Origin of the sequence: Klebsiella sp. 7-CIP_Kleb., assembly GCF_050378655.1 — a bacterium.
GTDB classification, from domain to species: Bacteria; Pseudomonadota; Gammaproteobacteria; order Enterobacterales; family Enterobacteriaceae; genus Klebsiella; species Klebsiella quasipneumoniae.
The window spans coordinates 1-23017 of sequence record NZ_JBNRLJ010000009.1; the positions used below are offsets into that span (position 1 = coordinate 1).

The window sequence follows — 23017 nt, forward strand, 5'->3', positions numbered from 1 at the left end:
AAACGCCGTAGCGCCGATGGTAGTGTGGGGTCTCCCCATGTGAGAGTAGGGAACTGCCAGGCATCAAATAAAGCAGAAAGCTCAGTCGGAAGGCTGAGCTTTTTTGCGTTTTAACAAGAACCCCGTCCCGAAAGGTGCGGGGTTTTTTGCTGTGTGGGGTATGCCCCCCGGTGGCGCTGCGCTTACCGGGGCTACTGATCCGACATGGGGCTACGCCCCGGTCGCCCGGCCAGGGGGGCGCAGCACCGCCTTTGGGAAAAAAAACGCCTGAATACCTGCTACTGCTTCGCTAACCAGCCGACAATAAATGACGCAATCTGCGGAATATTATTTAAATCCAGCAACGGAAGTGAGGTCGCGATCGATACATCGCTGGCCACGGCGATGGTATGCTCATCAATTACCAGCTCTTCTACACGATGGCCGCTGTTTTGCCGAAAAAGCAGGATCTTCGGCACGGGTTCATGTTTGAACCCCTCCACTAAAACCAGGTCCAGTTTGCTGGCATCCATTCGACTGACCAGCCACGTGAGATCTAATTCCGGCTTCTCTGGCGTCTCGGTCATCAATGCCCACCGCTGTTCGCTGGCGACAATAGTTTGCGCAGCGCCCGCCTTACGCAGTTCATAGCTATCTTTGCCCGGCTTATCCACGTCCATATCATGATGGGTGTGCTTTATCAGTCCCGGGCTTAATCCTAGAGCGCAAAGCTCAGGGATAAGACGCTTTAATAATGTTGTTTTTCCGGTACCGCTCCATGCGGCGATCGCCAGTAATGGGATCATGATGGCTCCTGCATCTGCTGCAAATCTTCGAGCGTATTTACATTAATGAAAGCAGTTTTCACATCGCTGAAATTCACCGGGCGCCCACCCATTTGTCGCATAAAAACCATCACCCTGCGCTCTCCATGTGCCAGATAAGCCTCCAGTTCCGGAATGATTTGACGATGAACTAATGCAACGGCAGGATGATCCCGTTCGCCGTCATGGGCCCAAACGACCGGTGCGTCCCCTCTCTGCTGGATAAAGCGCTCCACCAAAAAGGACGGAATGAACGGCGTGTCGCAGGGGCAAAAAACAAACCATGGGCTCGCGACCTGCTGCATCACAGCAAGCATTCCGGCCAGCGGCCCCTGATAACCCTCCTGTATGTCTCGAAAGACCGGATATCCGCTGGCACGCCACTGTTCAAGATGACGATTGGCGCTAATGACTAACTCATCGACCTGTGGAGCTAATGCCTCCGCGACGTGTCGCCAGAGAGGACGTCCATTGAGCAACTGTAATCCTTTATCAATGCCGCCCATTCGCGTGGCCCTGCCGCCCGCCAGCACGACGCCGGTTATCGCCTCGCTTTGCATATGAATATCGCCTCTTTCATTGTGGGATTGACCCTGTTAACTTGTCCCTATCAAGAGTAAGGAGCATGACCATGAAATGTAAACGTCTGAATGAAGTAATTGAACTCCTCCAGCCCGCCTGGCAGAAAGAGCCAGAACTGAACCTGATGCAATTTTTGCAGAAACTGGCGAAAGAGGCTGGCTATGATGGCGAACTGAGCGATCTTTCCGACGATATTCTGATCTATCACCTGAAGATGCGTGATTCTTCAAAAGATGCTGTCATCCCGGGTATTCAGAAGGATTATGAAGAAGACTTTAAAACCGCGCTGCTGCGCGCCCGCGGCGTAATAAAAGAGTAAAAGGTTGTAAGCGCTGCCGCGTAAAGCGCAATGAGATGATATCCTGAACTATTCGTACGATTATCGGATGTCAGGATGCACGATAAGGCTTTTACTTTTCAGACGCTTCGCCCGGATACCATTATCGATGGGTTATTCGATCTGGGTATGCGGGTGGACTCCGGTCTTACCCCGCTGAACAGCTATGAGAACCGCGTTTATCAGTTCCAGGACGAAGAGCGTCATCGTTATGTGGTGAAGTTCTATCGTCCTGAGCGCTGGTCGGCAGCACAAATCCTTGAAGAACACAAGTTTGCGCTTCAGCTTGTAGAAGATGAAGTGCCCGTTGCGGCGCCGCTGTTATTTAACGACAGTACGCTTCATCAGCACCAGGGGTTTTATTTTGCCGTTTTCCCAAGCCTTGGCGGCCGACAGTTCGAGGCGGATAACCTTGATCAGATGGAGTGGGTTGGCCGTTATCTGGGGCGCCTGCACCAGACCGGGCGCAAACAGCGCTTTTCTGCGCGTCCGGAGATTGGCGTGCAGGAATATCTGCTGGAACCACGCCAGGTATTTGAACAGTCGACGCTTATCCCCTCAGGCCTGAAGGCCGATTTCCTGAAGGCGACCGATAAACTCATCGCTGCCGTCATGACGCAATGGCACGGTGGCGGGACTACTTTGCGCCTGCATGGTGACTGCCATGCAGGCAATATCCTCTGGCGCGATGGGCCGCTGTTTGTTGATTTAGACGATGCGCGAACCGGCCCGGCGATTCAGGATCTGTGGATGCTGCTCAACGGCGATAAGGCTGAACAGCGTATGCAGCTGGAGACCATCGTCGAGGCCTATGAGGAATTCAGCCCCTTTAACAGCGATGAAATCGCGCTTATTGAACCTTTACGCGCCATGCGACTGGTTTATTATCTGGCGTGGTTGCTCAGACGCTGGGACGATCCGGCATTTCCGGTTAATTTTCCCTGGTTAACCGGGGAGGATTACTGGCGAGGGCAGACGTCTACTTTTCTCGAGCAGGTGAAGGTTCTACAGGAACCCCCGCTTCAGTTAACGCCAATGTATTAATGTGATATATCCAGGAGAGAGTAAATCATGAAAAAAGTTTGGCTGGCGCTGGCTGGTATGATTCTGGCTTTTAGTGCATCCGCTGCCCAGATCACCGACGGCAAGCAGTACATCACCCTTGATAAGCCGGTTGCTGGCGAGCCGCAGGTGCTCGAATTCTTCTCATTCTACTGCCCGCACTGCTATCAGTTTGAAGAAGTGCTGCATGTCTCTGACAGCGTGCGCCAGAAACTGCCAGAAGGCACCAAAATGACCAAATACCATGTCGAGTTCCTGGGGCCGCTGGGCAAGGAGCTGACGCAGGCATGGGCTGTGGCCATCGCGCTGGGCGTTGAAGATAAAATTACGGCGCCGATGTTCGAAGCGGTGCAGAAAAACCAGACCGTACAGAGCCTGGCTGACATTCGTAAAGTGTTCGTCGACGCTGGCGTGAAAGGGGAAGACTACGATGCCGCATGGAACAGCTTCGTGGTGAAATCTCTGGTCGCTCAGCAGGAGAAAGCGGCAGCCGATCTGCAGCTGCAGGGGGTACCGGCTATGTACGTCAATGGTAAGTACCAGCTGAACCCGCAGGGGATGGACACCAGCAATATGGATGTCTTCGTCGCTCAGTATGCGGATACCGTGAAGCAGCTGGTTGAGAAGAAATAAAAAAAAAGCCGGTCACTGACCGGCTTTTTTTTATCTACTTTGCCGTGACTTCCTTGCTTTGTCCCGCATGATGTCAGTTAACTGACGGTCTTTCTCTTCCCATAGCCCATTCAGCCAGCGCTGGAAACCACGCTTAAAGTTCTTATCGTTGACGTAATCGCCGTGTAGCTCTTCGCCAATCGGTACCAGATTGATACGAACCACAATGCGCGTCAGTCGGCCACTTAGCATGTCGTAAAACGGCCTTGCATGATTTTCCGGGTAGCACAGCGTAACGTTCAGCAGTTTATCGAACTGCGAGCCGAGAACATTGAGCGCCATGGCAATACCCGCCGCTTTCGGTGGTAACAGGTTGTGGTAAGGAGAGCGCGTCTCGCGCTTTTTTGCGTCGGTAAAACGCGAGCCTTCCACAAAATTGACGATTGTCGTTGGGTGCGAGCGGAATTTCTCACATGAACGGCGGGTGGTTTCGACATCTTTACCGCGGCGTTCGGGGTGACGAATAAGATAGCTGCGCGAATAGCGGCGCATAAAAGGCATATCCAGCGCCCAGCAGGCGAGGCCGATGAACGGTACCCACGCCAGCTGTTGTTTAAGGAAGTACTTATTCATCGGAATATGCTTGCGGAACAGCACGCATAGCACCACGATATCTGCCCAGCTGTGGTGGTTGCTGATCAGCAGATACCAGTTCTTTTTGTTCAGGCCTTCCAGACCCTGGACGTCCCATTTTAGCCAGGGATTGAGATGCAACAGCAGCGCCAGCCCCTCGCACCAGCAGTACATCATAAAATTGCAAAAAACGGATATAGAGCGCCATACCGCTGGAATGGGGACCAGTAGTTTAATCAGCCCGGCGACGATGATCGGTACAGAGCAGATAACGGTGACTAAGATGGTTAAGGCGATACTCAGCGGAAGTGTTATCGCAGCGAGTAATCTCGACATAGTTAGTTTATTCAGAAAGTTAGGCTGACAAAGAGCGCCTTTAAGCTGCGCAAGAGGCTGATTTTACCAGAAAACGCGGCAAATGACGGGTCTTACCAGAACAGAAAAAAACAAGGATCTTCTATCCACATGGAAGATTAGGTCATCAAATTCATGCCAGGATCGTTGATCTTCTTTTAAGTTATTGATAAATAATAACTAATACTATTTATTCATTTATTTTCAGGGGCGGATAAGCTGACGTTGTAAAACTATGCACAAAGTTATCCACAAGATAAGTTGTCGCGCGATCGGGACGATCGTTGAATCTTTTCCGCGAAATGCGGGAAAAATTCAGGATTTCATGCCCGTCTGTGGCATCCTTTATCCATAATCTGATAAACAGGCACGGAAATTATGGTTCAGATCCCAGAAAACCCTCTCATCCTCGTTGACGGCTCCTCCTATCTTTATCGGGCGTATCATGCGTTTCCGCCGCTGACTAACAGCGCAGGGGAGCCCACCGGGGCTATGTACGGCGTACTGAATATGCTGCGCAGTTTGATTCTGCAGTATCAACCGACTCATGCCGTCGTGGTCTTTGATGCGAAAGGGAAAACCTTCCGTGATGAATTGTTCGAACATTACAAATCTCACCGCCCGCCGATGCCGGACGATCTGCGCGCGCAGATTGAGCCGTTGCATAAGATGGTGAAAGCGATGGGGCTGCCGCTGATGGCGGTCCCGGGCGTCGAAGCTGACGATGTGATTGGCACCCTGGCGCGGGAAGCGGAAAGGGCTGGACGTCCGGTGCTGATCAGTACCGGCGATAAAGACATGGCCCAGCTGGTGACGCCGGGGATCACCCTGATCAATACCATGACCAACACTATCCTCGGGCCGGATGAGGTGGTTACCAAGTACGGCGTCCCGCCAGAGCTGATTATTGATTTCCTGGCGCTGATGGGCGACTCCTCGGATAACATTCCCGGCGTGCCGGGCGTGGGCGAAAAGACCGCCCAGGCGCTGCTGCAAGGCCTCGGCGGCCTCGATACGCTGTATGCGGAACCGGAGAAGATCGCTGAACTGAGCTTCCGCGGCGCGAAAACGATGGCGGCGAAGCTGGAGCAGAACAAGGAGGTGGCTTATCTCTCTTATCAGCTGGCGACCATCAAAACCGACGTCGAGCTGGAGCTCACTTGCGAAGAGCTGGAGGTGCAGCCGCCGGCGGCAGACGATCTGCTGGCGCTGTTCAGACAGTATGAGTTTAAGCGCTGGACCACCGACGTTGAAGCCGGAAAATGGCTGCAGGCTAAGGGGGGCAAACCGGCTGCGAAACCTGCAGTGCTTGCAGCAGCAGCAGAAGCGGAAGCAGAGGTTGAGGCCGCTACTGCACTTTCAGCAGAGCACTATGTCACCATCCTTGATGAGGCTACGCTGCTCACCTGGATCGATAAGCTGAAGCAAGCGCCGCTCTTTGCCTTTGATACGGAAACCGACAGCCTGGATAACATCTCCGCCAACATGGTCGGCCTTTCATTCGCTGTTGAGCCGGGCGTGGCCGCCTATGTCCCGGTAGCGCATGATTACCTTGATGCGCCGGATCAGATCCCGCGCGAGCGCGTGCTGGCGCTGCTTAAACCGCTGCTGGAGGATGAGAAGCTGCTCAAGGTTGGGCAAAATCTCAAATACGATCGCGGCATTTTGGCTAATTACGACATTGAGCTGCGCGGGATTGCGTTCGATACCATGCTGGAATCTTACATTCTCGACAGCGTGGCGGGCCGCCATGATATGGACAGTCTTTCCGACCGCTGGCTGAAACATAAAACGATTACCTTCGAAGAGATCGCTGGTAAGGGTAAGAATCAGCTCACCTTTAACCAGATTGCGCTGGAAGAGGCGGGTCGCTACGCGGCGGAAGACGCCGACGTCACGCTTCAGTTGCATCTGAAAATGTGGCCGAAGCTGCAGCAGCATGAAGGTCCGCTGAATATCTTCCAGCACATTGAAATGCCGCTGGTGCCGGTGCTGTCACGCGTTGAGCGCAACGGCGTTAAAATCGACCCCGCCGTGCTGCATGCGCACTCGCAGGAAATAGCCCAGCGCCTGGTTGAGCTGGAGCAGCGGGCGCATGAGATCGCCGGGGAAGCGTTTAATCTCTCCTCCACCAAACAGCTGCAAACGATCCTGTTCGAAAAACAGGGTATCAAGCCGCTGAAGAAGACGCCGGGCGGTGCGCCGTCCACCTCTGAAGAGGTACTGGAAGAGCTGGCGCTCGATTATCCGTTGCCGAAAGTGATTCTGGAGTACCGTGGGTTGGCGAAGCTGAAGTCGACCTATACCGATAAGCTGCCGCTGATGATTAATCCCAAAACGGGCCGCGTACATACCTCCTATCATCAGGCGGTTACCGCCACCGGCCGTTTGTCGTCTACCGATCCAAACCTGCAAAACATTCCGGTGCGTAACGAAGAAGGGCGCCGTATTCGCCAGGCGTTTATCGCGCCAGAAGATTACGTTATTGTCTCGGCGGACTACTCGCAAATCGAGCTGCGCATTATGGCGCACCTGTCGCGGGATAAAGGCCTGCTGACCGCCTTCGCGGAAGGGAAGGATATTCACCGGGCGACGGCGGCTGAAGTGTTTGGCTTACCGCTGGACAGCGTCAGCAGCGAACAGCGGCGCAGTGCGAAAGCTATCAACTTCGGTCTGATCTATGGCATGAGCGCCTTTGGCCTGGCCCGCCAGCTGAACATCCCGCGTAAAGAAGCGCAGAAGTACATGGATCTTTATTTCGAGCGTTATCCGGGCGTCCTGGAGTATATGGAGCGCACCCGCGCACAGGCGAAGGAGCAAGGGTATGTTGAAACGCTGGACGGCCGTCGACTCTATTTGCCGGATATCAAGTCCAGCAATGGCGCTCGTCGTGCCGGTGCGGAACGTGCGGCGATTAACGCCCCAATGCAGGGGACGGCTGCGGATATCATCAAGCGGGCGATGATTGCCGTTGATGAATGGCTGCGGAGCGAGAAACCTCGCGTGCGAATGATCATGCAGGTTCACGATGAACTGGTCTTTGAAGTGCATAAGGATGAGCTCGATGCCGTATCGAAAAAGATCCACGAACTGATGGAGAACAGCACTACGCTGGCGGTACCGTTGCTGGTGGAAGTGGGCAGCGGAGAAAACTGGGATCAAGCGCACTAAGTATACAAAGCACAACGCGATTTTCTGTAAGTAAGCAACATAACTTATAGAGTTTTGTGAGGATCATTTGAATTTGCTATGTAAATAGTGAAAAAAAACTACAAAAAATGCTTTATCCGTGAGCGAAAGAAGAGTAAAGTTATTCGCGTAGGGTACAGAGGTAAGATGTTCTATCTTTCAGACCTTTTACTTCACGTAATCGGATTTGGCTGAATATTTTAGCCGCCCCGGTCATTTATGACCGGGGCGTTTTTTATTGCGCGAAAGAAAAGTGGCAAAAAGAAGGACGCGCTTGTGCTTGACGCTGGAGAGGAACCCGGACAAGGCGCGGCACGCTCTTATCCGGCTGTTGGTGACGATTACTCGTCTACGGTGCTCTCTGCTTCCTGCGGCGGGATTTCGTTAAACCAGCTATCCAGCTTCTGTCGCAGCTTATCCACGCCAGATTTTTTCAGCGAGGAGAAGGGTTCAACCTGAACATCGCCATTGAAGGCCAGCACCGCTTCACGCACCATATTCACTTGCGCTTTACGCGCGCCGCTGGCGAGCTTATCGGCTTTGGTCAGCAGCACCAGCACCTGAATATCGCTTTCTACCGCCCATTGGATCATCTGCTGATCGAGATCCTTAAGCGGGTGGCGAATGTCCATCAGGACCACCAGGCCCTTCAGGCACAGGCGTTTTTCCAGGTATTCTCCCAGCGCGCGCTGCCACTTGATCTTCATCTCTTCCGGGACTTGCGCATAACCGTAGCCGGGAAGGTCGACCAGGCGTTTGCCTTCGGCGACTTCGAACAGGTTAATCAGCTGTGTACGTCCGGGAGTTTTGGAGGTCCGCGCCAGGCTTTTCTGGTTGGTCAGCGTATTCAGCGCGCTGGATTTTCCCGCATTGGAGCGGCCGGCGAATGCCACTTCAATACCGGTATCGGCAGGAAGATGGCGGATATCTGGCGCGCTAGTGACAAAGTGCGTCAGTTGATAATTCCAGTTGGTCAAGACGGTCGTCTCCGTTAAAACAGGCTATGGCAGGGATTATACCTGAACAGCAGAAAAAGGCTGTTTTTACCGCACGCCGGTTCTGTAAGTAAAAACCATGCACTTTGTGAGACATTGGCTATTCTTCGTATAGGACATGCCTGAGAAAAATAAGACTAATAAATTATAACCTACTGAAAATAAATAGATTACAAGAATAGAGAAATCTGAAAAGTGGAATTTTAACGGCCAGACTGGTTGTCGATTTTTGTCAACAGGGTAAAGTAATACACAACGGCGGGGATGCTGAAAAGGATGAGGACTCAGGACGAGGGGTCAGGAAGCGCCAGGAGGCGAAGACCACAGGATTGTCAGGATGACGCGCGTTTTGGAAACGTTTCAAAGGGAAAAGGAAGAGACAGGGACCGTTGGACGCTAAGGGAAAGACAGGGTAAGTCGTTAGCGAACAGGGAAAGAAGAGCCCGTTAAGGGTGGTCAGTGAGGAAAAAGGCGACAGAGTAATCTGTCGCCTTTTTTCTTTGCTTGCTTTCTGCTAGATTCCGCCTCAATTCTATACTGAATAATACTGTCTGAAGATTACACACCATGAAAAAACCGACATCCGCCACCCGTGGCAAATCCGGCCGCAAGTCGCGTGAAGAGTTAAATCAGGAAGCTCGCGATCGCAAACGGCAGAAGAAACATCGTGGCCACGCGGCAGGAAGTCGCGCGAACGGCGGCGATGCGGCTTCAGCAGGTAAAAAACAGCGCCAGGCGCAAGATCCACGCGTGGGCAGCAAAAAACCCATCCCGCTGGGCGTGAGCGAAAGCAGCGCTCCAGCTCCCAAGCAGCATAAACCAAAGAGCGAGAAACCTATGCTTTCACCGCAGGCTGAGCTGGAGTTGCTGGAGAATGATGAGCGCCTGGACGCGCTGCTGGAACGTCTGGAAGAGGGCGGTACCCTGAATGCTGAAGAGCAGAGCTGGGTGGATGCCAAACTGGATCGCATTGATGAGCTGATGCAGCAGCTCGGCCTCTCTTACGATGACGAAGATGAAGAAGAGGAAGAGCGTCAGGAAGATATGATGCGTCTGCTGAAGGGTGGAAACTAACATTTGCATCCCATCGGATTCCCGGTACTGCTTATAACCCTTCTGGTTATATGTTATCTGCTGTGGTTATTCGTTAAACTACGACGGTTGTCGCGGCGTCTGAAATGGCTGCGCAACCGGCTCATGACCCGCGGTGCGGTGGGGCCGGGACGGCGTACCCGTCGGCGGCACCATCGGAAGGAGTGAGCATGTCTGAGCAGATAATCGACTGGGATCTGGCCCTGATCCAGAAATATAACTATTCCGGGCCGCGCTATACCTCGTATCCCACCGCGCTAGAGTTTTCACCACAATTCGGCGCGGCGGAATTCGATGCCGCTGTGGCCCGTTACCCACAGCGTCCCCTGTCGCTGTACGTGCATATCCCGTTTTGCCATAAGCTGTGTTATTTCTGCGGCTGCAATAAGATCGTCACCCGCCAGCAGCATAAGGCCGATCAGTATCTCGATCTCCTTGAACAGGAGATCATCCACCGTGCGCCGCTGTTTGCCAACCGTCAGGTTAAGCAACTGCATTGGGGAGGCGGCACGCCGACCTATCTCAACAAGGCGCAAATCAGTCGCCTGATGGATCTGTTGCGTACCCATTTTCATTTCAGCGCCGAAGCCGAGATCTCCATCGAGGTCGATCCGCGTGAAATCGAGCTGGATGTCCTCGATCATTTACGCGCTGAGGGATTCAACCGCCTGAGTATGGGCGTGCAGGACTTTAATAAAGAGGTTCAGCGTCTGGTTAACCGCGAACAGGACGAAGCGTTCATCTTTGATTTGCTCCGTCATGCGCGGGAGATTGGATTTACCTCGACCAATATCGACCTCATCTACGGCCTGCCGAAACAAACGCCGGAGAGCTTTGCCTTTACCCTGCAAAAGGTCGCCGAGCTCAATCCTGACCGCCTGAGCGTGTTTAACTACGCGCATCTGCCCACGCTCTTTGCCGCACAGCGCAAAATTAAAGATGCCGATCTGCCCTCCGCTGAACAGAAGCTGGAGATCCTCCAGGAGACCATCGGCTCGCTGACGGCGGCAGGCTATCAGTTCATCGGCATGGACCACTTCGCGCGTCCTGATGATGAATTAGCGGTCGCGCAACGTCACGGCGTACTGCATCGCAATTTCCAGGGCTACACCACTCAGGGCGATACCGATTTGCTGGGGATGGGCGTGTCCGCGATCAGCATGATTGGCGACAGCTACGCCCAGAACCAAAAAGAGCTAAAGCAGTACTACCAGCAGGTGGCAGAGCAAGGGAACGCCCTGTGGCGCGGGATCGCGTTAACCCGGGACGACTGTCTGCGTCGCGACGTAATTAAGGCGTTGATCTGTAACTTCCGTCTGGATATTGATGCAGTCGAAGCGCAGTGGGCCGTGGATTTTCAGTCTTATTTTGCTGAGGACCTGAAACTGCTGGCGCCGCTGGCGCATGACGGGCTGGTGGTGGTGGAGAGTAAGGCTATCCAGGTAACGGCGAAAGGCCGCCTGCTGATCCGCAACATCTGTATGTGCTTTGATGCCTATCTGCGGCAAAAGGCTCGGATGCAGCAGTTCTCAAGGGTGATTTAATGTTTTCCCCCTCTCCCGCAGGAGAGGGGGAACAATTAGCTGAACAGCCCGACCAGCGCAGCGCACAGAACGGCAGCGACTGCCGTTTGTGGTGTGTGACTCGCAGCGGCGCCGCTCGATATCATACTCACCAGTGATTCAAACATGATGCTCTCCCCTAATGCCGGGCACGATCATACTCAACTCATCGGAACAGTAAAGTACAAAATAGCAGCACTTTGCGCTGATCGGCTATTTTTCATCACGCCGTTTAACCCTACTCCATACCCAACTCTTTTAGCTTACGCGTCAGGGTATTACGACCCCATCCCAGCAGGCGCGCAGCCTCCTGTTTATGTCCCTGAGTATGACGCAGGGCGGTCGTCAGCAGCGTGCGTTCCATTTCGGGTTGCGCTTCTGAAAGCAAGTTTTGATGACCGGAACGCAGCGCCCGATCGGCCCACTGACCCAACAGCGTCGCCCAGCTGTCTGGCTGCATCTGCGTCGGGCTATCAGGAATGGTGGTCTCAAACAGTTCGCTCGGCAGATCCTGCGTCAGCACCTCCTGGCCGGCGGCCATGACGGTGAGCCAGCGACAGGTGTTTTCCAGCTGGCGAACGTTGCCCGGCCACGCCAGGCGGGTCAGCGCTGTCTCCGTTTCCGGATGCAGCTGTTTGGCTTCAACACCTAGCTCGCGGGCGGCAATCTGCAGAAAATGGCGGGCCAGACGTGGAATATCTTCCCGACGCTCGCGCAGCGGCGGCAAATGCACCCGGATCACGTTCAGGCGGTGGAATAAATCTTCACGGAATTTCCCCTCCTGCACCCGCTGCTCCAGATTCTGATGGGTGGCGGCGATGATCCGCACATCGACCTTCACCGGCGCGTAGCCGCCCACGCGATAAAACTGGCCATCCGCCAGAACGCGCAGCAGACGAGTCTGGACATCCAGCGGCATATCGCCAATTTCATCCAGGAACAGCGTGCCGCCGTCAGCCTGTTCAAAGCGACCCTGACGGACGGTATTGGCGCCGGTAAAGGCCCCTTTTTCATGGCCGAACAGCTCGGACTCAATCAGGTCCTTGGGGATTGCCGCCATATTCAGCGCGATAAACGGCGCTTTTGAGCGCGGGCTATGGCGATGCAGGGCATGAGCGACAAGCTCTTTACCGGTACCGGATTCGCCATTGATCAGCACGCTGATGGATGATCGCGACAGACGGCCAATAATGCGAAAGACATCCTGCATGGCCGGCGCCTCGCCAATGATATCGGCGGTGGGGCTGCTTATCGGCGCATTTCGCGGCTGCTGCTGCTCCTGATAGTGGCTAATCGCCCGGTCGACGAGGGCGACAGCTTCATCGATATCAAAAGGTTTGGGCAGATAATCAAACGCGCCCTGCTGATAAGCGCTGACCGCGGCGTCCAGATCGGAATGTGCGGTCATTATGATGACCGGAAGCATCGGATGACGCTGCTTAATCTGTTTGAGCAGCGCCAGACCATCCATTCCCGGCATACGGATATCTGACAGCAGTACATCCGGGGTTTTGGTGGTGAGGGCATCTAGCACCTCATTGCCGCTTTCGAACGTTGTGCAGCTCAAGCCGGCTCCGGTGAGCGCGCGTTCAAGCACCCAGCGGATGGAGCTATCGTCATCAACGATCCAGGCTATCCCTCGTTGCATAAACACCTCTACTTCCGAATAGGCAGGTATACCGAAAATTCGGTATGACCCGGCCAGCTGGTGAATTCAATTTTGCCGGAGTGCTGATCGATAAGGCTGCGGGCGATAGATAAGCCCAGGCCAGTACCGCCTTCGCGGCCGCTGACCATCGGATAAAACAACGTATCCTGGAGCTGGGGCGGAATACCCGGGCCATTATCTTCGACGTCAATACGGGCGGCGAGGCGATAACGCACCCCGTGCAGCGTCAGCTGGAAAGCGGTCCGGGTGCGGAGAACAATTTCGCCCCCTTCCGGCCCCAGCGCCTGCAGCGCATTACGGACGATGTTCAGCAACACCTGTTCAATTTGATCCGGGTCGTGGGGGAGCTCCGGCAGGCTGGGGTCGTAATCACGGATCAACTTCACGTTGTCCGGCAACTCCATCGAGACCAGTTTCACTACCCGTTCGGCGACCTTGTGGATGCTTTCGGTAACGTGCATGCCCGGATGCTGTGGGCCGAGCAGGCGATCGACCAGATTTCTCAGCCGGTCGGCCTGCTCGATGATCACTTTGGTATATTCCGTTAGCGCCGGGTCGGGCAGGGCTTTGCTGAGCAGCTGTGCCGCGCCGCGCAGGCCGCCTAACGGGTTTTTAATCTCGTGCGCCAGGCCGCGGACCAGATCGCGGGCGGCGACCTGCTGCGCGTGCTGCAGTTGCTCCTGGCTCAGGCGGCGCTGGTTATCCATCGGCGCCATTTCCAGCAGAATAAAGCCTTCCGGCAGCCGCTGGGCGGTCAGCGACAGGATATGCGAGCGGCCATCGATAACCAGCGTCACTTCGTTATCGGTAAAACCCTGGCCCGCCTGCAGACTCTCCTGCATCAGCCCAATATTTAATGAGAAATAGCTCAACAGCTCAGGTAACGGGGTGCCAAACAGCTTGCGCGAACTCTGCGCCAGCAACTGCTGCGCCGCAGGGTTGGCAAAGTGCACCGCCAGGTCATCATCGACCAGTAAGATACTGTTGATAAGAGAGTTGAGGATCTGCCCAGCATCGGGCAGTGTGCCTGTTGCCATTCGACAGTCTCCTGAAAAAGAGTGCACCAATTTAGTGCAGTATAGCTTTTTATCGGTAAAAAGCTCGCGAGATCAGCGTGTTGGTGGAGAAAAAAGCCCATCCTGAGATGGGCTGAAAGTTTCCACGGCAACAAAATATCCCGGGCATCCCGCGCCACAACACGACATACCCTGGATTTACAGCAAAATTAGACGCTGTAGTACAGTTCGAACTCAACCGGATGCGGAGTCATGCGTACGCGGTCGTTCTCTTCCAGACGCAGGGCGATGTAAGCATCGATAGCGTCATTGGTGAATACGCCGCCAGCCGTCAGGAACTCGCGGTCAGCATCCAGGGCCTGCAGGGCTTCTTCCAGAGAACCGGCAACCTGCGGGATCTCTTTCGCTTCTTCCGGCGGCAGGTCGTACAGGTTTTTGTCCATTGCTTCGCCCGGATGGATTTTGTTCTTGATACCATCGAGGCCAGCCATCAGCAGCGCCGCAAAGCACAGGTACGGGTTAGCAGCCGGGTCCGGGAAGCGCACTTCGATACGACGCGCTTTCGGAGAGGTCACCACCGGAATACGGATGGAGGCAGAGCGGTTACGGGCAGAGTAAGCCAGCATAACCGGCGCTTCGTAACCCGGGACCAGACGCTTGTAGGAGTTGGTGGTCGGGTTCGCCAGGGCGTTGATGGCTTTAGCGTGTTTGATTACGCCGCCGATGTAGAACAGCGCCTGCTCAGACAGACCTGCGTATTTGTCGCCGGAGAACAGGTTAGTCCCGTTTTTCGCCAGAGACATATGGCAGTGCATGCCGGAGCCGTTGTCGCCGAACATTGGTTTCGGCATAAAGGTCGCGGTTTTACCAAAGCGGTGAGCGACGTTGTGAACAACGTATTTGTAAATCTGAATTTCGTCCGCTTTTTTGGTCATGGTGTTGAAGCGGGTTGCCACTTCGTTCTGACCTGCGGTAGCCACTTCGTGGTGGTGAGCTTCAACAACCAGGCCCATCTCTTCCATGATCATACACATGGTGGAGCGGATATCCTGAGAAGAGTCTACTGGCGGAACCGGGAAGTAACCCCCTTTCACGCCCGGACGGTGACCTTTGTTACCGCCTTCGTATTTGGTGGAGGAGTTCCACGCACCTTCGATATCATCGATCGCGACATGGGAGCCGGAGATAGAGGCGCCGAAACGGATGTCGTCGAACAGGAAGAATTCTGGTTCTGGCCCGAACAGGACGGTGTCAGCGATGCCGGTAGCGCGCAGGTACTCTTCAGCGCGTTTCGCGATGGAGCGCGGGTCACGGTCATAGCCCTGCAGGGTGCCAGGCTCGAGGATATCGCAGCGGATGATCAGGGTCGGTTCTTCGTAGAACGGGTCAATGACCGCGGTGGAAGCGTCCGGCATCAGGACCATGTCAGATTCGTTGATACCTTTCCAGCCACCAATCGAGGAGCCATCAAACATTTTGCCTTCTTCGAAGAATTCGGCATTTACCTGATGAGACGGAATCGTGACGTGCTGTTCTTTACCTTTGGTATCGGTGAAGCGCAGATCGACAAACTTCACTTCGTGCTCGTTCAGCATCGTCAAAACGTGTTCAGCGGACATACTTAAACTCTCCCGGATTGGTCATTGTCGTCGTGGTAACGAAAACTTCATACTGCTTAAAAGTGGCGTTGTTGCCTTAAAAAATATAAAGCGAAATCTGTGCCAACTTTTAAATGCCCCATAAAACGCTGTATCATGCGCACCATAGTGCAAAAGGACTGCACCATGATGGAGATAATGCACCAAAATAGTGCCTCAGTGTGAACATTGAGCACCATTTTGGTGCAATTTTTGTTACGGTGCCCTTTTATCGCTCCGTGAAAGCGGTCACAAAGAAACTCTGCAATACTTGTTTGCGGAGGATGTTTGTGATCCTGTTCAGTCCTTCGCTTAATACGTGTACAATAACGCGCTATTTCTAATGCCTGAGGCAAAGTTGTGATCGAAAATCTGCGTAATATCGCCATCATCGCGCACGTTGACCATGGTAAAACTACCCTGGTTGACAAGCTGCTACAGCAATCCGGTACGTTCGACGCACGTACTGAAGCACAAGAACGTGTGATGGACTCCAACGATTTGGAGAAAGAGCGTGGGATTACCATCCTCGCGAAAAACACCGCAATCAAATGGAATGATTACCGTATCAACATCGTTGATACCCCTGGGCACGCCGACTTCGGAGGTGAAGTTGAGCGTGTTATGTCCATGGTTGACTCTGTGCTGCTGGTGGTAGATGCCTTTGATGGCCCGATGCCGCAAACGCGCTTCGTGACCAAAAAAGCTTTTGCCCACGGTCTGAAGCCGATCGTGGTCATCAACAAAGTTGACCGCCCGGGCGCGCGTCCGGACTGGGTTGTCGATCAGGTGTTCGACCTGTTCGTTAACCTCGACGCGACCGACGAACAGCTGGACTTCCCGATCGTTTACGCGTCCGCGCTGAACGGTATCGCGGGTCTGGACCACGAAGACATGGCTGACGACATGACCCCGCTGTACCAGGCGATTGTCGATCGCGTGCCGGCGCCGGACGTTGACCTTGACGGTCCGCTGCAGATGCAGATCTCCCAGCTGGACTACAACAACTACGTTGGCGTCATCGGCATCGGCCGCATCAAACGCGGTAAAGTGAAGCCGAACCAGCAGGTCACTATCATCGATAGCGAAGGCAAAACCCGTAACGGTAAAGTCGGTAAAGTGCTGACTCACCTGGGGCTTGAGCGTATCGAGAGCGACGTAGCTGAAGCTGGCGACATCATCGCGATCACCGGTCTGGGCGAGCTGAACATCTCCGACACCATCTGCGACCCGCAGAATGTCGAAGCGCTGCCGGCCCTGTCCGTTGATGAGCCGACCGTTTCCATGTTCTTCAACGTCAACACCTCTCCGTTCTGCGGTAAAGAAGGTAAGTTCGTTACCTCTCGCCAGATTCTGGACCGCCTGAACAAAGAGCTGGTGCACAACGTGGCGCTGCGCGTTGAAGAAACCGAAGACGCTGATGCGTTCCGCGTTTCCGGCCGTGGTGAACTGCATCTGTCCGTTCTGATTGAAAACATGCGTCGCGAAGGTTTCGAGATGGCGGTTTCCCGTCCGAAAGTTATCTTCCGTGAAATCGATGGCCGTAAACAAGAGCCGTTCGAGAACGTGACGCTGGACGTCGAAGAGCAGCACCAGGGTTCTGTTATGCAGGCGCTGGGCGAGCGTAAAGGCGACCTGAAAAACATGAATCCGGACGGAAAAGGCCGCGTACGTCTCGACTACGTGATCCCAAGCCGCGGTCTGATCGGCTTCCGTTCAGAGTTCATGACCATGACCTCCGGTACCGGTCTGCTGTACTCCACCTTCAGCCACTACGACGACGTTCGTCCGGGCGAAGTGGGCCAGCGTAACAACGGCGTGCTGATCTCCAACGGTCAGGGTAAAGCGGTAGCGTTCGCGCTGTTCGGCCTGCAGGATCGCGGTAAGTTGTTCCTCGGTCACGGTGCGGAAGTTTACGAAGGCCAGATCATCGGTATTCACAGCCGTTCTAACGACCTGACGGTAAACTGCCTGACCGGTAAAAAACTGACCAACATGCGTGCGTCCGGTACTGACGAAGCCACGGTTCTGGTTCCGCCGGTTAAGATGACCCTGGAGCAGGCTCTGGAGTTCATCGATGACGACGAACTGGTAGAAGTCACTCCGACCTCTATCCGTATTCGTAAACGTCACCTGACCGAGAACGACCGTAAACGCGCAATGCGCGGTGCAAAAGAAGAGTAATTGATTCTTCTTGCTGTTCGCTAAACCCCGCCTCTCCGGCGGGGTTTTTTTATGGGTGAGATCTGACAATCGCTGCGCTAACCCGGGGCCTCCAGGAGACCCTGGTCACATTTATACCTAAAGTTTGTCCGAGGAATTGCTTTCTTTTTTTGCAGAAGAGTAAGATGAGTTATCTGGTTTAAACCAAATGGATTAAACAATGACTGAAAATCTTTCTACTGTCGAAAATGCAAAAGAGAAACTGGATCTGTGGCTTAAGCAAGGGCTGACGGCTGCGGGTGGAAAACTGCCTTCAGAGAGAGAGCTTGGCGAACTGCTGGGGATCAAACGCATGACGCTGCGTCAGGCGCTGCTCAGCCTGGAAGCGGAATCGAGGATCTTTCGTAAAGACCGGAAAGGATGGTTTGTCGCGCAGCCGCGTTTTAACTACAGTCCTGAGCTCCCCGCGAGCTTTCAGCGGGCCGCCATTGAGCAGGGAAGAGAACCCTCGTGGGGCTTTATTGAAAAACAGCGAACCCGAGACTATCCCGACGCCGCTAAACCCCTGCTGGATGTCACTCCGTCTGATGATTTATATCTGGTCACCGGCTGGGGAGCGCTGGAAGGGCATAAAGTTTTCTACCACGAGACTTTTATCAACCCTAACGTCGCGCCAGATTTTATTGACCGGTTGAAGAACCAGTCTTTTTCCTCCGTCTGGGAGCGTGAATATCATAAGCCTGTGGTGATAAAAAAACTGGCTTTTAGACCCGTCAGAATGTCGGGCGATGTGAGCAAATTCATCGGTGGCTCTGCAGGTCTGCCGGCTATTCTGATAGAAAAACACCGTGCCGATAGTGCCGGCAATATTGTGCAAATAGATCTCGAATACTGGCGATTTGAGGCTGTGGATCTGTTTATTAACTTGTAGGTATTTTATGGTCACTAAAGATAACGCCGGGAAGATCCTTTCCCGTATTGATAATATACCACTCTACCTTCATGCTTATGCCTATCATTTGAATATGCGGCTTGAACGTATTTTACCTAATGATTTACTGACCATTGCAGATAGTCTGCATTTAAAGGGGGTGAAAATACACGTTCTTGATGGTGAGCGTTATTCGCTGAGCAATATGAATGATGCCCAGTTAGCCGGGTTTGCTGACAAAGCGAAAGCGTTGCAGCTGGATATTCACATCGAAACCAGCGCCTCCGATAAACAGACCATCGATCAGGCCGCGACTATCGCTTTAAAAACAGGAGCGACTTCCGTTCGTTTTTATCCGCGTTATGAAGGCCATTTACATGACGTAATGGAAAAAATTTCAGCAGATATTCAATACATTAAAAAGGCTTATAGCCATACCGGCCTGACCTTCACCCTTGAGCAACATGAAGATCTCAAAAGCGCTGAACTGGTGAATTTAATTAAACAAAGCGAGATGCCATCGCTATCGCTCCTTTTTGACTTCGCCAATATGATCAACGCTAATGAGCGACCGCTTGAGGCGTTAGCGTTGATGTCACCTTACATTACGCAGGTTCATATCAAAGATGCTTGTATTATTACTGAGAACGGTGGGCTTGGGCATCGGGCCTGTAATTCAGGCCAGGGCGATATGCCGTTTAAGGCGCTGCTGACGGAATTAATTTGTCTTGGTGATGATCATCCGCAGGTCATGGCATACGGTCTGGAAGAAGAAGTGGATTACTATGCCCCCCCGTTCCGTTTTGCCTCGGAGGGGGACAACCCGTGGATCCCCTGGCGACAAATGAGCGAAACCCCACTGCCAGACGCCGATCAGCTTGAAGAGCGACTGCTAAAAGAAAAAGAGGATGCGATAGCGCAGCTCCATTATGTCAAAGAGACGTTGCAGAGAATAAAAGACGAAGCGCTTACGGCGCTGGCACACTAAATTTACTATTAATTCGTTATGCCGGGACATCATTTTTAATAAATGATGATGGTCTGTTATTTTCCTTAAACCAAATGATGTTCAATCATTAGGGGAACTTATGCTCACAAAAAAGAAATGGGCTATATTCAGTTTATTAACCCTGTGCGGTGGCACCATTTATAAACTGCCTTCTCTGAAAGATGCTTTTTATATCCCGATGCAGGACTATTTCCATCTGACTAATGGCCAGATAGGCAATGCCATGTCGGTGAACTCCGTGGTGACCACGATTGGTTTTTTCCTGTCAATTTACTTTGCCGATAAACTGCCTCGCCGCTACACCATGTCGCTATCGCTGATTGCGACAGGCTTGTTGGGGATCTATCTGACGACTATGCCAGGCTACTGGGGAATTCTCTTTGTTTGGGCTCTCTTTGGCGTTACCTGCGACATGATGAACTGGCCGGTGCTATTAAAGTCGGTAAGCCGGTTGGGCAACAGCGAACAGCAGGGGCGTTTGTTTGGTTTCTTTGAGACCGGGCGGGGGATTGTCGACACGATTATTGCTTTCTCTGCCCTGGCTATTTTCACCTGGTTTGGCAGCGGTTTGCTGGGGTTTAAAGCCGGGATCTGGTTCTACGCTCTGATCGTGATTGTTGTCGGGATCATGCTGTTTTTTATGCTGAAAGAAAAGGATGAGGATGCGCCTGAGAAAGCTACCGTCGACAGCGCCACAGAGAAAAGTAGCATCTCTTCGGTCTTAAAAGATAAAACCATCTGGCTTATCGCGTTCAACGTCTTCTTTGTTTATGCGGTTTACTGTGGGCTCACTTTCTTTATTCCCTTCCTGAAAAATATCTACCTGTTGCCGGTGGCGCTGGTGGGCGCCTACGGCATCATTAACCAGTATTGTTTGAAAATGGTGGGTGGGCCGATTGGCGGCCTGATAGCCGATAAAATCCTCAAGTCGCCAAGCAAATATCTCTTCTATACCTTCTGTGCCAGCACCGTAGCCCTGGTGGCGTTAATATTGCTGCCCCACGAAAGCATGCCAGTCTACCTCGGCATGATCTGCACCCTGGGATTTGGCGCAATTGTGTTTACCCAGCGAGCGGTCTTCTTTGCCCCGATCGGTGAAGCCAACATCGCGGAGAACCGGACCGGCGCCGCCATGGCGCTGGGGAGTTTCATTGGCTACGCACCGGCCATGTTCTGCTACAGCCTGTATGGCTACATTCTCGATCTCAACCCTGGTCTGACAGGCTACAAGATAGTCTTTGGCATCATGGCGTGCTTTGCGCTCTGTGGCGCGTTCGTTTCGGTCATGCTGGTTAAACGCATTCGCGGTGGCAGGAAAACGCTGCGCGCTGCGACAGAATAACCGCCAGCCTGATTCTGCTTATTCAAAGCCGCATTATGCGGCTTTGTTCGCGAGTGGCTTGTTGTTTCAGGTTTATGCATAGTCAAACCTCATCTTTCCCGCTAAAGTTAATTTTCCACGGCGCGGAAGGAGACGAAAATGCTCTATATCTTTGATTTAGGTAATGTGATTGTCGACATTGACTTCAACCGGGTATTGGGGGCCTGGAGCGATTTAACCCGCATCCCGCTGGCGACGCTGAAGCAGCATTTCACCATGGGAGAGGCTTTCCATCAGCATGAGCGCGGCGAGCTCAGCGATGAAGACTTTGCCGCCGCCATGTGTCATGAAATGAATATGTCCCTCAGCTATGAGCAGTTTGCTCACGGCTGGCAGGCGGTGTTTGTCGCGCTGCGTCCGGAAGTGATTGCGATCATGCAAAAACTGCGTGCCCAGGGCCATCGCGTGGTGGTGCTCTCCAATACCAATCGTCTTCACACCACGTTCTGGCCGGATGAATACCCGGAAGTGCGCGCTGCCGCCGATCGCATCTATCTGTCACAGGAGATGGGAATGCGTAAGCCTGAAGCGCAAATTTATCAGCGAGTACTGGAAGAAGAGGGCTTTTCCGCCGCAGATACGGTCTTTTTTGATGATAACGTCGATAATATAGCAGGGGCTAACCGGTTGGGGATCACCAGCATTCTGGTGACCGGGAAGAAGACCATCCCTGACTATTTCGCGAAACAGCTATGCTAAGAACCGTTCATCAAAAATTACTCCACCATACCCGGCCGCTGCTGGCGTGGCTAAAGCTGCTGTGGCGGCGTATTGATGAAGACCATATGACGACCCTGGCGGGGAACCTCGCCTATGTGTCATTACTGTCCCTGGTGCCGCTGATTGCCGTCGTGTTCGCGCTATTTGCGGCCTTCCCCATGTTCTCCGAAGTCAGCGTGCAGATCCGCCATTTTATCTTCGCCAATTTCATTCCGGCGACCGGGGATGTGATCCAGGGATATATCGAGCAGTTCGTCGCCAATTCCAGCCGCATGACCGCCGTAGGCGCCTTTGGCCTGATCGTCACCTCGCTGCTGCTGATGTACTCGATCGACAGTGCGCTAAACACCATCTGGCGCAGCACGCGCAGTCGCCCCAAAGTTTACTCCTTTGCCGTTTACTGGATGATTCTGACCCTTGGTCCGCTGCTGGCGGGCGCCAGCCTGGCGATCAGTTCCTATCTGCTGTCGCTGCGCTGGGCAAGCGACCTGGACGGCGTAATTGATAATCTGCTCCGTCTTTTCCCGCTGATCCTCTCCTGGGCGGCATTCTGGCTGCTCTACAGTATTGTACCCACCACCCAGGTACGTAACCGCGACGCGGTGATCGGAGCGCTGGTGGCAGCGCTGCTGTTTGAGGCAGGTAAAAAAGCGTTTGCCCTCTATATCACCACCTTTCCGTCCTATCAGCTCATTTATGGCGTGATTTCGGTGGTGCCGATTTTGTTCGTCTGGGTGTACTGGACCTGGTGTATCGTCTTGCTTGGCGCTGAAATTACTGTCACTCTCGGTGAATACCGCAAACTTAAAACAGAAGAAACAGAACAACCATGATTGCATTAATTCAACGCGTATCCCGTGCAAGCGTTACCGTGGCGGACGAGGTGACGGGCGAAATTGGCCCGGGGCTGCTGGTGCTGCTGGGGGTCGAAAAAGACGATGATGAACAAAAAGCGAATCGCCTCTGCGAGCGCGTGCTGGGCTACCGCATCTTCAGCGATGCGGAGGGGAAAATGAACCTGAACGTTCAGCAGGTGGGCGGCAGCGTGCTGGTGGTTTCGCAATTTACGCTGGCGGCGGATACCGAGCGGGGAATGCGGCCAAGCTTCTCGAAAGGCGCCGCTCCTGACCGCGCTGAGGCGCTGTATGAGTATTTCGTCGCCCGCTGTCGCCAGCAGGAAATGAACACCCAGACCGGAAGATTCGCTGCGGATATGCAGGTTTCTTTGGTCAATGATGGTCCCGTGACCTTTTGGTTGCAAGTATGACCC

General features: G+C 53.5%; 21 protein-coding genes. 13 read left to right on the forward strand and 8 right to left on the reverse strand.

Annotated features, from left to right (window positions below):
* Window positions 1-278: 278 nt before the first annotated feature.
* Both mobB and mobA read right to left on the reverse strand, forming a co-directional pair.
* Window positions 279-785: a molybdopterin-guanine dinucleotide biosynthesis protein MobB gene (gene mobB, locus ACQUTI_RS22775; protein WP_043521871.1), complete on the reverse strand. Its 507-nt coding sequence runs from the start codon at window positions 783-785 to the stop codon at window positions 279-281.
* Window positions 782-1363, reverse strand: coding sequence for a molybdenum cofactor guanylyltransferase MobA (gene mobA, locus ACQUTI_RS22780; protein WP_004203611.1), 582 nt, complete (start codon window positions 1361-1363; stop codon window positions 782-784). Before mobA ends, mobB begins: the two co-directional genes overlap by 4 nt.
* Before the next feature lie 71 nt (window positions 1364-1434).
* On the opposite strand from mobA, the gene ACQUTI_RS22785 reads away from it, so the two are divergent.
* The 3 genes from ACQUTI_RS22785 (at window position 1435) to dsbA (ending at window position 3417) form a co-directional block, all read left to right on the forward strand.
* Complete coding sequence (locus ACQUTI_RS22785; protein WP_002882612.1) at window positions 1435-1704, forward strand: YihD family protein; 270 nt, start codon at window positions 1435-1437, stop codon at window positions 1702-1704.
* 75 nt (window positions 1705-1779) lie between these two features.
* A complete protein-coding gene (locus tag ACQUTI_RS22790) occupies window positions 1780-2766 on the forward strand; it encodes a serine/threonine protein kinase (RefSeq protein WP_065878550.1) in 987 nt (328 codons plus the stop codon).
* Window positions 2767-2793: 27 nt separating this feature from the next.
* Window positions 2794-3417 carry a thiol:disulfide interchange protein DsbA gene (dsbA, locus tag ACQUTI_RS22795; protein WP_004203613.1) on the forward strand — a complete coding sequence of 208 codons (624 nt, stop codon included), beginning with the start codon at window positions 2794-2796 and terminating at the stop codon, window positions 3415-3417.
* Between the two features lie 30 nt (window positions 3418-3447).
* Here the strand turns inward: dsbA and ACQUTI_RS22800 are convergent, their stop codons facing one another.
* Window positions 3448-4365, reverse strand: a complete 918-nt coding sequence (locus tag ACQUTI_RS22800) for an acyltransferase (RefSeq protein WP_017899843.1) — start codon at window positions 4363-4365, stop codon at window positions 3448-3450.
* 396 nt (window positions 4366-4761) lie between these two features.
* On the opposite strand from ACQUTI_RS22800, the gene polA reads away from it, so the two are divergent.
* Window positions 4762-7554 carry a DNA polymerase I gene (gene polA / locus ACQUTI_RS22805; RefSeq protein WP_080838625.1) on the forward strand — a complete coding sequence of 931 codons (2793 nt, stop codon included), beginning with the start codon at window positions 4762-4764 and terminating at the stop codon, window positions 7552-7554.
* 359 nt (window positions 7555-7913) lie between these two features.
* Here polA and yihA read toward each other — a convergent pair whose 3' ends face one another.
* Window positions 7914-8549, reverse strand: coding sequence for a ribosome biogenesis GTP-binding protein YihA/YsxC (gene yihA / locus ACQUTI_RS22810; RefSeq protein ID WP_017899842.1), 636 nt, complete (start codon window positions 8547-8549; stop codon window positions 7914-7916).
* A 585-nt stretch (window positions 8550-9134) separates the two neighbouring features.
* Between yihA and yihI the strand changes: the two genes are divergently transcribed.
* Window positions 9135-9641, forward strand: a complete 507-nt coding sequence (gene yihI, locus ACQUTI_RS22815; protein WP_002882743.1) for a Der GTPase-activating protein YihI — start codon at window positions 9135-9137, stop codon at window positions 9639-9641.
* A 188-nt stretch (window positions 9642-9829) separates the two neighbouring features.
* Window positions 9830-11203, forward strand: a complete 1374-nt coding sequence (hemN, locus tag ACQUTI_RS22820) for an oxygen-independent coproporphyrinogen III oxidase (RefSeq protein ID WP_004203620.1) — start codon at window positions 9830-9832, stop codon at window positions 11201-11203.
* 35 nt (window positions 11204-11238) lie between these two features.
* Here the strand turns inward: hemN and ACQUTI_RS22825 are convergent, their stop codons facing one another.
* From ACQUTI_RS22825 to glnA, 4 genes are all read right to left on the reverse strand, one after another.
* Window positions 11239-11349, reverse strand: a complete 111-nt coding sequence (locus ACQUTI_RS22825; protein WP_004152951.1) for a YshB family small membrane protein — start codon at window positions 11347-11349, stop codon at window positions 11239-11241.
* 110 nt (window positions 11350-11459) lie between these two features.
* Window positions 11460-12869 (reverse strand): nitrogen regulation protein NR(I), encoded by a 1410-nt coding sequence (gene glnG / locus ACQUTI_RS22830; RefSeq protein ID WP_002882749.1) that lies wholly within the window; start codon window positions 12867-12869, stop codon window positions 11460-11462.
* Between the two features lie 8 nt (window positions 12870-12877).
* Window positions 12878-13927, reverse strand: a complete 1050-nt coding sequence (gene glnL / locus ACQUTI_RS22835) for a nitrogen regulation protein NR(II) (RefSeq protein ID WP_004203621.1) — start codon at window positions 13925-13927, stop codon at window positions 12878-12880.
* 188 nt (window positions 13928-14115) lie between these two features.
* On the reverse strand, window positions 14116-15525 hold the full coding sequence (gene glnA / locus ACQUTI_RS22840; RefSeq protein ID WP_004203622.1) for a glutamate--ammonia ligase: 1410 nt from the start codon (window positions 15523-15525) through the stop codon (window positions 14116-14118).
* 378 nt (window positions 15526-15903) lie between these two features.
* Here glnA and typA point away from each other — a divergent pair, with 378 nt between their 5' ends.
* From typA to dtd, 7 genes are all read left to right on the forward strand, one after another.
* Complete coding sequence (gene typA, locus ACQUTI_RS22845; RefSeq protein ID WP_002882755.1) at window positions 15904-17727, forward strand: ribosome-dependent GTPase TypA; 1824 nt, start codon at window positions 15904-15906, stop codon at window positions 17725-17727.
* Between the two features lie 199 nt (window positions 17728-17926).
* Window positions 17927-18637 (forward strand): GntR family transcriptional regulator, encoded by a 711-nt coding sequence (locus ACQUTI_RS22850; RefSeq protein ID WP_017899841.1) that lies wholly within the window; start codon window positions 17927-17929, stop codon window positions 18635-18637.
* Between the two features lie 7 nt (window positions 18638-18644).
* Entirely contained in the window at window positions 18645-19625 is a 981-nt protein-coding gene (locus ACQUTI_RS22855) for a sugar phosphate isomerase/epimerase family protein (protein ID WP_049093857.1), read from the forward strand.
* Window positions 19626-19725: 100 nt separating this feature from the next.
* The gene (locus ACQUTI_RS22860) at window positions 19726-20988 is read left to right on the forward strand and encodes an MFS transporter (RefSeq protein ID WP_048293950.1); all 1263 of its coding nucleotides are present in this window, start codon (window positions 19726-19728) and stop codon (window positions 20986-20988) included.
* A gap of 138 nt (window positions 20989-21126) precedes the next feature.
* Complete coding sequence (yihX, locus tag ACQUTI_RS22865; protein ID WP_017899838.1) at window positions 21127-21726, forward strand: glucose-1-phosphatase; 600 nt, start codon at window positions 21127-21129, stop codon at window positions 21724-21726.
* Window positions 21720-22580 carry a virulence factor BrkB family protein gene (locus tag ACQUTI_RS22870; RefSeq protein ID WP_004203625.1) on the forward strand — a complete coding sequence of 287 codons (861 nt, stop codon included), beginning with the start codon at window positions 21720-21722 and terminating at the stop codon, window positions 22578-22580. The genes yihX and ACQUTI_RS22870 overlap by 7 nt, the downstream gene beginning before the upstream one ends.
* Window positions 22577-23014, forward strand: a complete 438-nt coding sequence (gene dtd / locus ACQUTI_RS22875) for a D-aminoacyl-tRNA deacylase (protein ID WP_064178636.1) — start codon at window positions 22577-22579, stop codon at window positions 23012-23014. The genes ACQUTI_RS22870 and dtd overlap by 4 nt, the downstream gene beginning before the upstream one ends.
* Window positions 23015-23017 lie beyond the last annotated feature (3 nt).

Coding starts and splice junctions, on each gene's coding strand:
- mobB (WP_043521871.1), bottom strand. CDS start 785: ATGATCCCATTACTGGCGATCGCCGCATGGAGCGGTACCGGAAAAACA.
- yihI (WP_002882743.1), top strand. CDS start 9,135: ATGAAAAAACCGACATCCGCCACCCGTGGCAAATCCGGCCGCAAGTCG.
- ACQUTI_RS22800 (WP_017899843.1), bottom strand. CDS start 4,365: ATGTCGAGATTACTCGCTGCGATAACACTTCCGCTGAGTATCGCCTTA.
- yihX (WP_017899838.1), top strand. CDS start 21,127: ATGCTCTATATCTTTGATTTAGGTAATGTGATTGTCGACATTGACTTC.
- dsbA (WP_004203613.1), top strand. CDS start 2,794: ATGAAAAAAGTTTGGCTGGCGCTGGCTGGTATGATTCTGGCTTTTAGT.
- ACQUTI_RS22860 (WP_048293950.1), top strand. CDS start 19,726: ATGCTCACAAAAAAGAAATGGGCTATATTCAGTTTATTAACCCTGTGC.
- ACQUTI_RS22855 (WP_049093857.1), top strand. CDS start 18,645: ATGGTCACTAAAGATAACGCCGGGAAGATCCTTTCCCGTATTGATAAT.
- glnG (WP_002882749.1), bottom strand. CDS start 12,869: ATGCAACGAGGGATAGCCTGGATCGTTGATGACGATAGCTCCATCCGC.
- glnL (WP_004203621.1), bottom strand. CDS start 13,927: ATGGCAACAGGCACACTGCCCGATGCTGGGCAGATCCTCAACTCTCTT.
- dtd (WP_064178636.1), top strand. CDS start 22,577: ATGATTGCATTAATTCAACGCGTATCCCGTGCAAGCGTTACCGTGGCG.
- hemN (WP_004203620.1), top strand. CDS start 9,830: ATGTCTGAGCAGATAATCGACTGGGATCTGGCCCTGATCCAGAAATAT.
- ACQUTI_RS22870 (WP_004203625.1), top strand. CDS start 21,720: ATGCTAAGAACCGTTCATCAAAAATTACTCCACCATACCCGGCCGCTG.
- ACQUTI_RS22790 (WP_065878550.1), top strand. CDS start 1,780: ATGCACGATAAGGCTTTTACTTTTCAGACGCTTCGCCCGGATACCATT.
- mobA (WP_004203611.1), bottom strand. CDS start 1,363: ATGCAAAGCGAGGCGATAACCGGCGTCGTGCTGGCGGGCGGCAGGGCC.
- polA (WP_080838625.1), top strand. CDS start 4,762: ATGGTTCAGATCCCAGAAAACCCTCTCATCCTCGTTGACGGCTCCTCC.
- ACQUTI_RS22825 (WP_004152951.1), bottom strand. CDS start 11,349: ATGTTTGAATCACTGGTGAGTATGATATCGAGCGGCGCCGCTGCGAGT.
- glnA (WP_004203622.1), bottom strand. CDS start 15,525: ATGTCCGCTGAACACGTTTTGACGATGCTGAACGAGCACGAAGTGAAG.
- ACQUTI_RS22850 (WP_017899841.1), top strand. CDS start 17,927: ATGACTGAAAATCTTTCTACTGTCGAAAATGCAAAAGAGAAACTGGAT.
- ACQUTI_RS22785 (WP_002882612.1), top strand. CDS start 1,435: ATGAAATGTAAACGTCTGAATGAAGTAATTGAACTCCTCCAGCCCGCC.